Source organism: Vibrio sp. 1457, from assembly GCF_033340195.1.
GTDB classification, from domain to species: Bacteria; Pseudomonadota; Gammaproteobacteria; order Enterobacterales; family Vibrionaceae; genus Vibrio; species Vibrio alginolyticus.
The window spans coordinates 74,338-89,499 of the sequence record NZ_JAWOWA010000010.1 but is presented as its reverse complement, the minus strand read 5'-3'; the positions used below and the strand labels follow the sequence as shown (position 1 = coordinate 89,499).

General features: G+C 40.2%; 14 protein-coding genes. 7 read left to right on the top strand and 7 right to left on the bottom strand.

Features of this window, described 5'->3' with window-relative positions:
* Nucleotides 1-325: 325 nt before the first annotated feature.
* Nucleotides 326-2,464 carry a TonB-dependent hemoglobin/transferrin/lactoferrin family receptor gene (locus tag R7Z41_RS12640; protein ID WP_213866344.1) on the bottom strand — a complete coding sequence of 713 codons (2,139 nt, stop codon included), beginning with the start codon at nucleotides 2,462-2,464 and terminating at the stop codon, nucleotides 326-328.
* Between the two features lie 231 nt (nucleotides 2,465-2,695).
* Between R7Z41_RS12640 and R7Z41_RS12635 the strand changes: the two genes are divergently transcribed.
* Entirely contained in the window at nucleotides 2,696-3,583 is an 888-nt protein-coding gene (locus R7Z41_RS12635; RefSeq protein ID WP_017634152.1) for a LysR family transcriptional regulator, read from the top strand.
* A 77-nt stretch (nucleotides 3,584-3,660) separates the two neighbouring features.
* Here R7Z41_RS12635 and R7Z41_RS12630 read toward each other — a convergent pair whose 3' ends face one another.
* Nucleotides 3,661-6,294 carry a bifunctional acetate--CoA ligase family protein/GNAT family N-acetyltransferase gene (locus tag R7Z41_RS12630; protein ID WP_225477848.1) on the bottom strand — a complete coding sequence of 878 codons (2,634 nt, stop codon included), beginning with the start codon at nucleotides 6,292-6,294 and terminating at the stop codon, nucleotides 3,661-3,663.
* Between the two features lie 236 nt (nucleotides 6,295-6,530).
* On the opposite strand from R7Z41_RS12630, the gene R7Z41_RS12625 reads away from it, so the two are divergent.
* The 4 genes from R7Z41_RS12625 (at nucleotide 6,531) to yciH (ending at nucleotide 9,067) form a co-directional block, all read left to right on the top strand.
* Complete coding sequence (locus R7Z41_RS12625) at nucleotides 6,531-7,100, top strand: SPOR domain-containing protein (RefSeq protein WP_005390018.1); 570 nt, start codon at nucleotides 6,531-6,533, stop codon at nucleotides 7,098-7,100.
* A gap of 149 nt (nucleotides 7,101-7,249) precedes the next feature.
* On the top strand, nucleotides 7,250-8,239 hold the full coding sequence (locus tag R7Z41_RS12620) for a D-alanine--D-alanine ligase (RefSeq protein WP_225477849.1): 990 nt from the start codon (nucleotides 7,250-7,252) through the stop codon (nucleotides 8,237-8,239).
* A gap of 128 nt (nucleotides 8,240-8,367) precedes the next feature.
* Nucleotides 8,368-8,754, top strand: coding sequence for a DUF3319 domain-containing protein (locus tag R7Z41_RS12615; protein ID WP_005376294.1), 387 nt, complete (start codon nucleotides 8,368-8,370; stop codon nucleotides 8,752-8,754).
* A gap of 1 nt (nucleotide 8,755) precedes the next feature.
* Complete coding sequence (yciH, locus tag R7Z41_RS12610; protein ID WP_005376292.1) at nucleotides 8,756-9,067, top strand: stress response translation initiation inhibitor YciH; 312 nt, start codon at nucleotides 8,756-8,758, stop codon at nucleotides 9,065-9,067.
* 687 nt (nucleotides 9,068-9,754) lie between these two features.
* Here yciH and R7Z41_RS12605 read toward each other — a convergent pair.
* Nucleotides 9,755-10,105 carry a hypothetical protein gene (locus R7Z41_RS12605; RefSeq protein WP_225478073.1) on the bottom strand — a complete coding sequence of 117 codons (351 nt, stop codon included), beginning with the start codon at nucleotides 10,103-10,105 and terminating at the stop codon, nucleotides 9,755-9,757.
* An 81-nt stretch (nucleotides 10,106-10,186) separates the two neighbouring features.
* On the opposite strand from R7Z41_RS12605, the gene R7Z41_RS12600 reads away from it, so the two are divergent.
* The gene (locus R7Z41_RS12600; protein WP_225478074.1) at nucleotides 10,187-11,026 is read left to right on the top strand and encodes a LysR family transcriptional regulator; all 840 of its coding nucleotides are present in this window, start codon (nucleotides 10,187-10,189) and stop codon (nucleotides 11,024-11,026) included.
* Between the two features lie 296 nt (nucleotides 11,027-11,322).
* Nucleotides 11,323-11,535: a hypothetical protein gene (locus R7Z41_RS12595; RefSeq protein ID WP_005376260.1), complete on the top strand. Its 213-nt coding sequence runs from the start codon at nucleotides 11,323-11,325 to the stop codon at nucleotides 11,533-11,535.
* 90 nt (nucleotides 11,536-11,625) lie between these two features.
* Here R7Z41_RS12595 and R7Z41_RS12590 read toward each other — a convergent pair whose 3' ends face one another.
* From R7Z41_RS12590 to R7Z41_RS12575, 4 genes are all read right to left on the bottom strand, one after another.
* Entirely contained in the window at nucleotides 11,626-12,015 is a 390-nt protein-coding gene (locus R7Z41_RS12590) for a universal stress protein (RefSeq protein ID WP_017634770.1), read from the bottom strand.
* An 874-nt stretch (nucleotides 12,016-12,889) separates the two neighbouring features.
* Complete coding sequence (locus tag R7Z41_RS12585) at nucleotides 12,890-13,051, bottom strand: YoaH family protein (protein ID WP_005376257.1); 162 nt, start codon at nucleotides 13,049-13,051, stop codon at nucleotides 12,890-12,892.
* A gap of 41 nt (nucleotides 13,052-13,092) precedes the next feature.
* Entirely contained in the window at nucleotides 13,093-14,214 is a 1,122-nt protein-coding gene (locus R7Z41_RS12580) for a conjugal transfer protein TraF (RefSeq protein WP_213961300.1), read from the bottom strand.
* Between the two features lie 60 nt (nucleotides 14,215-14,274).
* On the bottom strand, nucleotides 14,275-15,156 hold the full coding sequence (locus R7Z41_RS12575; protein WP_053303637.1) for a DUF2861 family protein: 882 nt from the start codon (nucleotides 15,154-15,156) through the stop codon (nucleotides 14,275-14,277).
* Between the last annotated feature and the right edge of the window lie 6 nt (nucleotides 15,157-15,162).

The following is a 15,162-nucleotide window of genomic DNA, read 5'->3' as shown; positions in this document are numbered from 1 at the left end:
ACATAATAGTAACAAAAAGGCGCGTGATTGCGTCTTTTTTGATCCAAATCGGAAAAAATCGTAAATTACTGGTTAAAAGGTAGCAAGTATATATAGAGCTGTTAAACTATGCCCGACTCTTAATTTGGGTTATAAATTTTCTCATAGCTATTGGGGTAGTTCATGGAACTCGGTCTGATCATCACTTTCATCATTGCAGCAGCAGTAATGGTGAAAAAAGAGATGGCAAAACAGTAAACTTTCATTTTTCATACTTTTCTTTACATTTTTGAAATGAAAGCCATAAAAAAAGCCAGCATTACGCTGGCTTTTGTGTTTTTAAGGTTTAGAACTCGTATTTAACACTAATGTTATAATTACGCTCAGCTTGCGTTTTGTCTCGACTTAACTCAGTCTTACCGCGAACATCGTTCCAAAGATGGTATTCTTCATTCGTTAGATTCATAACACCAGCACGAATGGTTATATCTTTCATTGGTTTGTAGTACGCCGTTAAGTCAACGACTGTCGCAGACGGCAAAGCAACTTGGTCTTTGATTCCGCCTTTATCACCATCAGAGTTGATATCACTGTTCGATTTCTTAGCCGTGTAGTTTACTTTTAGGCTTGTCCCCCAAAGTGCATTTGGTGAATCGTAATTTACAGCAGCTACGGCATTCCATGGGTTTACACTGTTCAAAGGATTACCATCACCATCTTCACCTTCTGTGTATGCTGCAACAAAGCGAGTTGTCACGCCTGATGGAAGACCAGCAATGGCATGCCAATCAAGACGGTTAGAGAGCTCAACCCCTTTAATGTTTGCTTCACTAATATTGATATTTGTGAATTCAGTTAAACCACCATTGTTTGATGACGTTTGCTCAATAAAGTCACTGTAATCACTGTAGTAGAACGCTACTTCAGTTGCAGACGCTGCAGTGTTATGACGGTAACCAAGCTCATAAGACAAACTCTTTTCAGATCCCAAATTTGGGTTAGGGCGGTTGGTATAGCCATGAGCCGGATTATCGTAGGTGTAGTAAAGCTCGTCGAACGATGGCGCTCGGAACCCTTGGCTCACTTGCGCGAAGATCGTGCCAGGTTGCGATACAGAGTAAGTTGCTCCTAAACGACCAGTTAATGCAGAGTCGCTAAACTTCTCGAATGACTCTTCAGAAGTATTTGAAGGATTAGTCGAGAAGTAATCGTAACGCACACCTGGAGTCAGAATTAGCTTGTCATTAAGAAGCGAAATTTCATCTTGCAAGAATAAACCAAAGCTTTCTTCTTTTGCATCCGGTGTGTAAACGTAAACAGTATCTGGCGTGCCAGGATCGGAATTAAACTCGCGATTGGTATTACTGATGTCACTATGTTTGTACGATATTCCGTAAACAATATAGTGATTTTGAATCTCTTTATCTAACTGAGTTTCGAATTCAAATTTGTCTTCAGTATATTCGTAATCTTTTTTCTGTTGGTTGTCACCACTAGGCGGTACGTAAGGTGGGTAACCTGGGCTGGCTTCGATAAAGCGATTAGACACGCCGTTTTCTTCTTTACCAATCCATGTAAGCTTGGACGTGATCGTATCCGAGATAGCTGCATCTGCAAACCAAATGTGCTTGAGCCCAATGCGATTTTGCTTGGTTGTGTCTTCAGCGTTGAAGTTTTTGTAACTTTTATGTGCGATCTCTGAGTCAGTCTCGTTGTAAATAACTTCTCCCAAGAACTCCAAGCGATGAGCGTCATTCAATTGAGATTGAAATTTTACCAATAGATCGTTTTTGTAATAATCTTGGTTGTCCACAGAATAGTTATCGTAAGGCGCCTTAGAGAAATTTTGTAGCTCTGCACCATCACGGCGTGTAAAGGCTATAAGTGCTTCTGTATTACCGAAACGCTTTGCTAAAGCTACATGCTCACTAAAAGAGTTATCTTCCGATGAATAAGAGAGTTTAGCTTGACCACCAAAGTCTTTACCATCTTTGAGGAAATCCTTCGGATCTTTTGTTTCGAATGCGACAACACCGCCAATTGCATCACTACCATGTAGGCTAGAAGCTGCTCCTTTAACAATTTCGACACTCTTTAGCATATCGGGGTCGACAGTAACGGCACTAGAATTGATAAACGAATAGGGTCCACCGCTGAATACACCTGGTTGAGATGCACCGTCTACTAAGATTTTAACTCGTTTACCTTCCATCCCGCGAATGTTAATACTTTGGACGCCTTGGCGTTGAGTGCCATTAACAGTAACACCTGGCGTATACTCGAATAGATCATTCAAGTCCTTTACCATGTTTTCTTCGATGTCTTTCTCTGATACAACAGCAACAGAAGCAGCAACAGTGTTTATGGTTTGGTTGGTACGGGTGGCCGACACAACGACTTCTTCAAACTTAGAAGCTTCTTCCGCATGAGCAGTATGGGAAAGGGCAACTAAAATGGAGGCTGACAAAATTGATTTTTTATACATTGGCTTCAATACCTTAGATCCATAATAGGTAACAACACGCGGATACTAATGGATCTAAATGGTAATTACTATCATTACCATTGTCATTTATTGGTTTGTATTGAATCTTATTCTTAGGCTATGAGCATTCCTAGTCTTTAGTTATCAATATGTTATATTATTTGTCGTTAGTTCTTGATAAGTTCATCCAAATACAACGAATGTGATGAATGTCACATTAAGGGAGGCCATGTGCAGAGTCCAATTACGTTAGAAGCACTCCATATTCTAGATGCTATTGATCGAAGAGGGAGTTTTGCTGCTGCTGCGAATGAGTTAGACAGAGCCCCGTCATCGCTGAGCTATCAAATCCAGAAACTCGAGCAAGACTTAGACATTATTATCTTCGATCGCTCTGGTCACAAAGCCCATTTTACTGAAGCAGGTAAGCTTATTCTTGAAAGAGGAAGAGCTATTTTACAAGCCAGTGAAAAGTTAGTGAACGATGCAACGTTATTGGCGAATGGTTGGGAACTGGATATTACCATTGCCTTTGATGGCATTATTCCTATATCCAATTTTTTCCCGATGGTTGATGCGCTGGCCGAGGTCAGCTCAACTCGAGTCAGGCTGCAAGAGGAGATTCTGGCTGGTAGCTGGGAGTCGTTGAATACGGGGAGAGCTGATTTACTGATTTGCCCATCACTGGATACGCTTCCTCAAGAAGTTAAGTCAGAAAAAATTGGTAAAATGAGTATGTATTGGGTAGCTTCCGCTGATCACTATGTTCACAAGCGTAGTGGTAAGTTTGATGAAGCAGCGCGAGAAAAGTATCGGATTATTGCTATTGCAGATACCGCACGTGAGCAACCCGCGCTCTCAATTAATATCATTCAAAAACAGCCTCGCTTGACCGTCACCAACTTTACGGCAAAAGTAGAAGCGCTAACTGCAGGTTTAGGCATTGGTACATTACCAAGCCAAATTGCACAACCTCTTATTGATAGTGGTGTATTGAAACGAATCGAAGGCACTGAAGAACAGCCGATGGATATTATTTTGGCATGGCGCCGGAACACTATGGGTGAGGCAAAATCCTGGTGTATTCAGTACTTAAAAAAGAATTGGAAACTAAAGTAACAACGTAACTTTTACTTCTTAGATTCCCATTGATTATCGAATGTAAGAAGTAAAAGTCATCGCTAATGCTGCGCTTTTCAATTTAAAGGGAGCACCATATCTGCCGTACCGTCTGCAAACTGGACATCGATCTCAAACCCCAAGTTCTGAGCCAACATCAACATTCCTCTGTTTGTTGGCATGGTCATTCCAGACATTTGCTTTGTGCCTTTAACTTTGCAATAGCTGATTATTTTCTGCATCAGCACTTTGCCTAAACCTTTTCCTTTCAAATCTGAACGAACCAAAATAGCAAACTCAGCGTCACTATTGTCTGGTGTAATCAATGCGCGGGCTACCCCTATGATAGACGGTCCGTCAGTATTAAACGCTACCGCAACAAACGCCATTTCGCGGTCGTAGTCGATTTGAGTAAAGTTTGCCAAAGCCTCATGGTTGAACTCTCCAACTTCAGAAAAGAAACGTTTATAGAGATCTTCTTTCGATACGCTATTAATGAATTGAGCATGTAGCGGCTCATCCTCAGGCAAGATAGGACGAAGCAGGATAGGTTGGCCATCTCGAAGCGTTACAGTTTCGACAAACTCTGCCGGGAAAGGGCGAATCGCTAGCCGTTTTTGGGCGTCTCCTTCGTATTTACACAGTGTGACATCTGCATCAAGGATAGTTAAATCGCTTCCGGACACCAGTACTGGATGGATATCCAGTTTTTGTATTTCTGGTAACTCAACTGCCATTTGGGAGATACGAACCAAGAACTTTGACAACTCAGTAATATCGAGCGCATCTTTGTGTTTCTGCAGGCGAATCTTTCCAGACTTTAAGGCAACAACGACAAGGTAGCGCGCAAGCGTCATGTTCAAAGGAGGAAGTGCAGCGACGGCATCTTGGGCTATATTCCACTCAGAGCCGCCTTGACCAAGCAAGATCACTGGTCCAAAGACTTTATCTACTGCAATACTAACCCGTAGCTCTTCAGCGCTGCCGAGCTTTGCCATCCCTTGTACCAACAGCCCATGTACATTGGCGGAAGGGTAACTGAGCTTTACGGTATCTAAAATGGATAGCGCTGCGTTGGAAACTTCTCGACTGTTTCTTAAATTTAGAGCGACACCGTGAACATCCGATTTATGAGGAATGTCTGGAGAACGTAATTTAACCGCAACAGGGTATCCAATATTTTCTGCCATATGAACAGCTTCAATGTCGTCAGATGCAATCCACGTAGGCAAAACGTTAAACCCGAACAGCTTAAATAATGGGCTGGTTTGATGCGTGTCCAAGGTGACTGTGTTTTTATCCAGTAGTCGTTCGTTTACCCATTCTTTTGCTGAACTCACACTTCCAGAATGTAACGGCTCTGCCGTTGTTGGCGTTTCCATTAGTTGTTTCTGGTTTCGTCTGTATTCGACCAAGTGCATGTACGCTACAACCGCACTTTCAGGTGTTCTATAGGTTGGAATACCTGCTTGAGTAAATGCCAGTCGCGCTTCTCTCGACGTTTGTTCTCCTGACCAGTTGGTCAAGATATTAAAATGCTTATGCCGAGGGTGAGATTTGATTGCATTAATAACGGCTTGAGCAGTTTCAAGAGGATCAGAAACAGCAGAAGGACTATGCATAATCAATATCGCATCTGCACAGTCGTTATTCATCAGTGCGTTAATGGTATCAATATAGCGTTTTTGGGTTGCGTCACCAGACAGATCAATTGGATTTCGAGCACGCCAGTTGGATGGAAGTACTGCTTGTAATTGCTCAATGGAAGCGTCATCAAGCGTTGCGAGTTGGCCACCACGTTCAATCAAAGTATCAACGGACATAACAGCAGGGCCGCCGCCATTGGTGATGATCGCTAAACGCTCTCCACGAAGTGGCACAGAATGCGTGAGTGTTTCAACCGCGGCAAAAAGCTCATGCGTATTGCTGACTCGTAACATACCAGTTCTGCGAATAGCAGAATCGTAAATTACGTCAAGTGTATCTCCGTCTTGCTGCTCAAAAGTATTCATCTCTTTAGAGCGGCCCGCTTTTAGCACCAATATACGTCGGTTACGTGAAGCGGCTCGCGCAGCAGACATAAATCGGCGAGCGTCTTGGATATTATCAACATAAAGCAGAATAGCTTCTGTGTTTCCATCCATACTCAAATAGTCGAGCAAATCTGCAAAATCGATATCCTGTCCACGCCCAATCGAAATGAACGAAGAAAAACCAATGTTCTTATCATTTGCCCAGTCTAAAACCGTGGTACAAACCGCCGCGGATTGTGAGATGAAAGCAATTTTTCCGGGTTTAGCTGCGACAGGGGAAAACGTGCAGTTAAAATTGTGCCAAGGAAGGATGATACCTAAGCTGTTTGGGCCTAAAACTCGAATGTTCAATGATGAAATATCTAAAGGATTAGGGTCATCAGAGATAACAATCGCAAACGGTGTGCCTCTCTCATCTAGCTCTTTAAGCAATTGCTCGTTACGTGAAACGTTCGTACACAAAATTGCAATATCTGGCGTATAGGGCAGGGAAGCTACATCAGGGTAAGCGATCACGCCAGATACGGCTTTATAACGCGGCGTTACTGGCATAATCGCGCCACCAAATCCACTTTGTAGAAGGTTGCGCATCACAACATGTCCTGCTCGCAATGCTTTTTGAGATGCCCCAATAACGGCCACAGAGTTGGGTTTAAAGAGTTTATGTAGTTTATTCATGCTGACTCCTGGCCGTTTGTAAGTCACGTTGGCTTCTCGGTTTCATATCAATCATAAACGAATAATTTACTGATAAAACATCTTCAGACCAGACATTGCAGAAAATGTGTACGATGCTTATGGAGTTTGTGTTATTCATCACATCAAAATCACAGATTATTGTATTTGATGCTTGATAAACGGCCCTGCTATCGGCATGATTTATCGTAATATTTATCCAGAGCATTTGTTACTTCATGAAAAAAATCGCAATCATCGGCTTGTCAGTTCTGCTTTCTGCTTGTGCATCTGAAACTTACATCACGGATGTGACCTCAGAAAGTTACCGAGAGGACTACAAATCAGATCGTATCTCTAAACCAATTATGGCGTCTGAAAACGCTGTAGTAGAAAAAGACGTACAACCAACTGTTGTGAAAATGACGGCAAAGCCTGAAGAAAAGAAAGTAGTCAAGCTAACGCCAAAAGAGCAGGCGAAGCCAGTTAAGATCGTACCACCAAGTAAAAAGCAAGCTGGCATTCAACGATTCGGCTATACCATTCAAGTCGCAGCTGTGGGTAGCCAAGCTAAAGTCGATCAGTTTGCAAATAAGCTGCCACAGAACGGTCAGCCAATTTGGGAAAACTACAAAGTTGTAAACGGTACTAAGTGGTTCTCAGTTTTATACGGAGACTACGCAACAAGCGCAGAAGCCAAGCAAGCGATTTCGACTTTGCCAGCTCAATTTCAGCAGTTAAGGCCATTTGTTAAAAGCATTGATGCAATCAAAAACTCAGCTTACCCAACGCTTAACAAATTAAATTAACACATCAAATAAGGGAGCGAATAGCTCCCTTATTTATTTGCTCAAATCCTATTCGAACAACATTCCTCACATTAAAATTACTGTACGTCACACTTCAAAGGTTTATCATAATAAATAGTATCTTTTGTAGGTCACGGAAAGATGGATTCATGATTAAAAATATTCTTTTACTATGCGGCGGTGGCTCTTCTGAGCACGAGATTTCATTATTGTCTGCAAACTTTGTCGAACAACAACTAAATCTTATTGAAGACGTTCACGTTACACGCGTAGAAATAAAAAACGAAGGTTGGATGACCAACCAAGGTGAGTTGGTTTACTTGGATCTCAATACCAAGCAGTTGTGCTCAAGTGAATCTAATCAAACCATTGATTTCATCGTGCCTTGTATACATGGTTTTCCTGGCGAAACAGGCGACATTCAATCTCTGTTTGAAATCGCAGGTATTCCTTATCTTGGCTGCGGGCCAGAAGCGAGTAGCAATAGTTTCAATAAAATCACATCTAAGCTTTGGTACGACGCTATCGGCATACCCAATACGCCATACTTATTCTTAACGCGAAACGATGAAGAAGCTCACGTTCAAGCTCATAAAGCCTTTGAAAAGTGGGGAAAAGTTTTTGTTAAAGCCGCTCGCCAAGGCTCTTCCGTTGGCTGTTACAGTGTCACAAAAAAAGACAAGCTTTCTAATGCAGTAAATGATGCTTTTGGGTTTTCTGACCAAGTGTTGGTTGAGAAAGCAGTAAAACCTCGAGAACTTGAAGTTGCTGCATATGAGATGAATGGCCAACTACATATCACTAAGCCAGGCGAGGTCATCGCGCCTGATGGTGCTTTTTACTCGTACGATGAAAAGTACAGCAGTTCAAGTCACTCGCTCACAGAAGTTGAGGCGAAGAATCTAACTCAAGTACAATTAGATTCCATCCAACACGCGTCAGAGACGGTATTTAAACAAATGAATCTTCGTCATTTATCTCGTATCGACTTTTTCCTAACGGAAGATGATGAGATTTATTTAAACGAAGTAAACACATTTCCAGGAATGACTCCGATCTCAATGTTCCCTAAAATGCTTCAAAACAACGGGCACAAATTTCATGAGTTCTTGGAAGATTGTATAAACAGTGCAAAGTGATTAACGTTATCGAGACGCGTTTTATGATACAAGTTGTTTTCTAGAGCAAGGATTATTCAAGCCGTATTTGAATATTGCTCAGTAGCAATTATGATTATATCAACGCATTAAACAGATGACTCAGTGGTATGGCGATTTCAAATTATAGAGGTTTTAACCTGCAGTCAGTCGGATCAGATGGCAGTGTTTGGAAGGTTAAAATCAAGAACCACGTTTTACAGGGCAGTTTGACGGCGGTAAAGAAAAGCATTGATTGGTGGTGTGACACCGCATCGATTATTGATCCCAAAGAGTTTGCTTCACTCGGACAAAGAGTGCAGCAAACTGGTGTTGCAAAATCAGAGGTCTTTAACGGCTATACTATTCAAAACGATACAGGCCAACCTAACTCTTGGTACTGTATGTTTAATGGTAAACTGATTAAGGGCAGTAAAGCCGCTATTCAACGCCATATCGAAGCTTATTTGGTTGCAAAGCAAAAAGCGATGCAAGCTCAACAACAAAAGAAACAATAGAATGACTCTGGTATATTCAACAGAAACCGGTCGAATTAAACCGGAAGAAGAAAAAGTATCTCGCCCTAAAGGCGATGGTGTTGTTCGGATTCAGCGCCAAACGAAAGGCCGTAAAGGTAAAGGCGTATGCATTGTTACAGGTTTAGACTTGGATGATGCACCTTTAAAGTTATTAGCGGCAGAACTCAAAAAAGTCTGTGGCTGTGGTGGCTCTGTAAAAGATGGCAATATCGAGATTCAAGGTGATGCTAGAGACAAGATCAAGGCACATCTTGAAAAGAAAGGCATGACAGTCAAATTAGCCGGTGGCTAATTTAATATTTCCAGTAAACAAAAATGGCGTCTAAAGAAATAGACGCCATTTTTTATAAGTTGCTAATTGAAGAGCAAGCAATCGTAGATTGATAGATCGATATTAGCTATTTTATGGTAAATAACCATTATGTTTAATGCTCACAGTAAGGCCCTTAAATTTAAAATCTGCAGGGGAATAGGAGCATACTCAGACAGCATTTAGCGTACGGCGACATGCAATTTAACATAATATACATAATGCGAACTTAAGAGTTAGAAGATTAGCATTGGTGAAGTCAGTTTAGTTACACTGTATTTGGCTTTTGCTTCCTTGCAAATTTCATCAGCTGTCTTGTATGGGCCATGAACTTCGATTCCACCACAGCGACCACTTGAACTGTATCTTTGGTTACGTCCGACACCATGCACGTTGGTTTTGCATCTTGCTCATTCGATATGAGTCAACATGGACACGCATTTGCTTAACCCAAACGTGTAAGTACTAGATTATCTTTATAGGAACAAGGAATCTAACAGGTGTAAACTCTCTACTTTTCAATCTATACCTAGATCTTTCTTCATATGCTCACTCAACTCGTTAGTGGTTCTTACATTAATCTTATGTTTGCAATGATGGATTCTCAACTCTTCACCAAATAATTTTACTAGTGATTTGGTATACAAAGCACTAATATTATTTATTATTCTATACAATGTATCTTTCTGATAAACAGATCTTTTCGAATTTTGTATTGCAGTCTTCATATTTAAATATCCTCACACGTTTAACTTTATAATTTAAAGAGTCAATTTCAACTTTTATTATTACTTTTTCCGATATGGAATGAGTCATTATCAATGATGCACAATCAAGAATTAAATCACCCGAATCCAACTTAGTAATTTCACGAGACAAATTTTTTATTTTTAAATCTTTATTTTTTATATTTAATCCGATTGATTTAATTTCTTCAGGATATCGGTTTAACTTAATATCCAATATGATTTTATTAAGATAGTAGTCTGCCTTTATTTCATGGCGGCTTTTAAATATCATTGTCCCCCTCCGATGAAGCAAGTTATACTTTCCCACCAGTTAAAAGACAACGTGACTCAGAGTTGCAAAAAGGTAACAATCATGGAATTGATGAACAATGAGTTGATCTGCTTTGCAGCCATTTGTAAACACCTCTCTCTTACAGAGGCATCAAAAGAACTTGGAAAGTCGAAAGCTCAAGTCAGCAGGCAGCTAGCAGCATTAGAAAAACAACTTGGTGTAACACTCGTCCACAGGACAACAAGGAAACTCGTTTTAACTGATCATGGCGAAAGCATTAGAGAGCTTGCTATCAAGACGTTAGAGAGTTTGCACGAGTTAAATTACAGAGCTAGCTCGTTGAGTGAATGCATTGATGGAAAGTTTAAAATCACAATGCCCAACTCTATAGCCTCTTCTATTTTTGGTTCTGTTCTTAAAGACTTACAAGAACGATATCCAAAAGTTGATTTTGAAATATCGTCAAGTAACAATGTAGAAAATTTATTAGAAAGCAATGTAGATTTAGCGATTAGGCTTAATAATGTTATTGATGACACTCTTATTGCACGTAAAATTGGTGATTATAGTGATGTTTTGATATCTAGGGTAAGTAATGCCAACAACAAAACACTATTAATCTACAAACATCATTCGAATAAGGAATCAATTAAAAATCAATATACTGATGTTATCGAAGTTGATAACACCTCTATTTTAATAAACTTTGTTTCTGAGGGAGTTGGGGTTGGTGTCATTCCAAACTATCTTATTAAAAGTAACTATATAGACAAAAACATCCGAATATCGCAAACTTTTGATATAGAACGTTCCATGTATATTGCCTACCCTTATCAAAACCCTTTGCCAAGAAAGCTAGCTGAGATATCTACTTTTATTAGGTCTGAGTTATCACAAGTATTGAAGAGTGAGTCATTTTAGGGCGGTTGTTCAGATTTAGAATTTTGCGCTGTCTACTCAACTAGGCCTAACGCTAATCTTTGTAACATATTGTTTCAGCGGTATTTATTAACACCCCCATCTTTATGCTTGCTATCACAATGTGAAATGCTCTGCCGTCTTGTTATCAAGGTTTTGCGTGGAATAAATCACGTGGGGTAAACGATAGATTGACTTACATTAAAATTTTCATCAAAAGCAACTTTATATAAAATTGATTTCATACCAATCTATGTGTATCTTCTACCCATATCCCCACAATAACCAAGGAGAATGCCATGGATAAGCTACTCGCGTCTGCATTAGAAATTAAGCAGCGAACTATGGTGACTGGCTTTTTTGCTAGAAATGGATTCAAAATCGCTATGACCGATTTTGATGATGTCACTTTTGAGCGAGAAGGCGTGCAAGTTAACGTACATTTTGATCTGCAGTCAAACGCAGAGTCTGCATCTGTTTTATCTCATGAGGCATCAATCATTCCTGGCTAAAAACTTTTATTATCACCGATACACCAAGCCGAACATAAACGTTCGGCTTGTTAGTGACAAAAAATGATGAGTGCGAACAAGAGTTGTCGATCACTCGTCTAAATAGACGATTAATAAATCAGCTTCAACCTCGTTCACAACCTTTGGTATCGATGAAAAAAAGCGACTCAATAAGTTGTGATGATGACCACATACAACTAAGTCTATCCCCTCTTTTTTGACGATTCCCGATAGTTTTATATGAAGATCGCCGATTACTACCATGGTCTCGTTTACTGGATATAAGCATTTATCAGCGAGCTCTTGCAGCCTTCTTTCCAATTCTTGCTCTTCCTTCGCTTCCATGACTATGCGATCAACATCTACGTAAACAAATGAGAGTTTGCTGCTTGAGTTATCTGCTTGCATTATTGCTTTTTCGATAACGGCTTGGCTAGATTGAGATAAGTCGACAGCAACCAAAACGTGCTTATAACCCATCATTCCTCCCTAGGTTAGTTTTTGTTCTCATATTAAGTCTAGTCCACATAGAGCGAACACAACATCAAAACTACTGCTACATGATAGTTAAAGGAGTTTAGTGTAAAACAGGCAAATAGTTTTCATTGCAACCTTGTTGCTTCCTCTCATCCAAAGATCAACGATGTTTTTCCAATTTCTTCTCTAATTATCGGACTATTTAACAGGAAGGATGCCAGAAAACATTACGTTGTAACACGCGTTACTACTCTTGATTTCTACTACTCTTGAGGTTTCATATTACCCACTTCAACGTCGCCTAGTTTAGTAAAACTACTTTAGATTAAGCATGCTCAATATGTAACGCTCCGCTCAAATCCAGGAGACGTATTTCGGCTAAAAAAAGCAGCTCAATGAGATGAATTTCGCTTCATCTATTACATATGTCTGCGAGTGCTTACTGTTCTTATATCGCTTATTTAATAACTCTAGTTGAATTATCGCTATAAGTTACGGTGTCTCTTTTTTCTTTTTTTAGCATAATCTTCTGCCTGAGAACGAGGCCCTCTTGGACTTTGTAATTAAATTACAAGATCAATCGCGACCAATATGGTTGGCAGATTAAAATACCGTGGTAAACAATTGATATAATTGAGTTTAATTTATAAGTTCTTTAAAAAACGCCTAATTACCTGCACTATGCAAACCAAGGTTAACATAATGAGGTAAAATTTTACCAACTTACTATTTAGTCTTAAAGGTAATTGAACAAGATTAAAATCATATAGGTATAGTAAATTGTAGTTACAGCGTAACCAGGGTGGTATTTGGGAATGTAGAGGAATAGAAAATAGAAAGGCAAAAAAACAGGGCGTATGCCCTGTCCATGAATTGATTAGTTTTGTTGCTGTTGTTTTTCTGCGTACTCAGATCGAATCCGTTCGGCAACAATTTTGATAGCTTCTGCAGTACTTGTGCCCTTCGCCATCAATTCTTGAATTCTCTCTACAGCTTGTTGTTGCTCTTGGTGAGATAGAGGGGGTAAATCGTCAAACATAAAAAGCTCCTCATTTTGAGGAGCTGACTATAACGATTCGATTAATAGGTAGCAAGGAAATTAATGGATGCACCCATAGCGTTCTCGTTTGTGTACTGAGCTGCGATATCCAATTCGAACAACTTAAGTGGAGACAATCCGATACCAGCAGTAATGGTTCCTTCGTCATTACTTCGAGCTAAGTTCTTCATATACCCTGCTCGTAATGCCATTTGACGCAAAATATCAAATTCAATACCGGCTCGAATCATTTGCGTATTATCATCAAAGGATGAAAAACGTTTTTCTTCGTTAAGATCGTAGTCAACACTCATCGTAAAGTAATCGGCAACAATCCCTGCCCCAACGGTGTATACAGGACGCATGCTATATTCGTATGATTTTATCGTATCGCTGCCATACTCGAATGATTTTGTTTTAACGTCTCTTCCGATCAAATTTTTCGCTGAAATACCGAGACGATATGGGCCAAAGAACCAAAGTGCGCCGGCGTCTAAGTTAAACATCGTTTCCGCGGTCTCATTTTCACGTAAGTCTTTAGTATCAAAATTCTGAAAACTCGTGGCGTATGAGTATGTGTATATACGCTGCAGTTTAGGAGTAACACCAAAAGAAAGGTGTTGGTTCATGAAATTAGTGTATTTAGCAAGTGAAATACCTGCTTCAGCCACGCCAATAGAAACACCTTGTACATAGCTATCATCTAATGGATTAGTACCTGAGGTATCAACATTTGGTTGTACGAATGATTCAGTGTATAGCTTACCGTATGCAGTTGCAGATAAGAATTTGTTGGGAATACCAATGGCAACGACACCACCAAGATCAAAGTCTGTCTTTTTCCCATCGATAGCATCCATCGATTTTTTGATTTCATCGACGTCTGTCAATTTGCTGATGCGTTCGATCTCATCAACTAGATCATATTGATCATCGTAGCTGCCACCAAAACTTGGCACGATCATGCCTGCATCGTCATTTCGGCGATAAATCGCAGTAAGAGCGGGGTTGAAAAAAGGCGCAGTTAGATAAGTTGCTGATACGGTACCAACGCCACCCATTGCATCACTACGAGCCTCTATCGCATAAGTAGCAGCAGAAGCAGCATTAGCGAAAAGAATAGTAGCAACAGAAGTGGCAAGAATTTTATATTTGTTTTTCATACTACACTTGTGATTTTAGTTCGTCCTGAACCTTTATCGGCACAAGTAGTATTTCTTTAACTATTCTTCCTGGGAAAGATCATAGGTTCGGCTAATAGTTTGAGCCTGCTCAACAATTATATCGCCCTGCCAACGGCGACTATTGATACTTACCGCCAATACGTATCTATCGTTTGGGACACCCGCTAGCTCCAATGAATTTGGATAGTTAGACTCGTAAGTCTTTTTCCACATTTGCTCGTACTGGCCATCAATGTAGTCATACAAACCGACTTCAAGTTGCGGTAATGGACAATGGGGATTACGAAGTGCGCTCTTTTCTACTTTCCAATTCTCTTTAGATGTCCAACGAACATATTGAGAAGAGTTTGAATCTCCAAGTATTACCCAAGTTCGATACTCTTGTTTATCAGTAGAAACAACGGTTAAGTGATATAAACCAGCTTCAAGCTTACCGGTTAAGTTATAGCGTTTCGAGTAACTACGCTCGTTGGCAAGTTCTGTCCCGTTCGGCTGTTGTTCATAGCTGAATGAACTGTCCGCGGATATAGAATCATCCACCCATCGATTAAATGAAATATTTTCGATGTCAGTTGTAGCTCTTAGCTTGATTACCAATCTAAATGTATCTCGCCCAGGGCTTTGAATAGTCTGACGAATAACGTTCACACCACTTATCCAATCAGGCAGCGTTACACCAGTGAGAGCCTTGCCACAGTTTTTAGATAGTGACTGACCAAGAAGATCATTAAGGTGAGGAGTCAAATCTTTACTTGGTTCCGTTTGCCAGAGTTCAACAAGAGAGTTGAACATACCCGCAAGATCATCTTCAAGTAAGTGTTGATGTGCCTGTGTTAAAGGCGTGTTAGTTTGAAACCAGTCCATTGCATGGACTGGTTTCACTAACGCTAATGAGAGAACTACAGGGAGTAGTATTTTCATTACGAC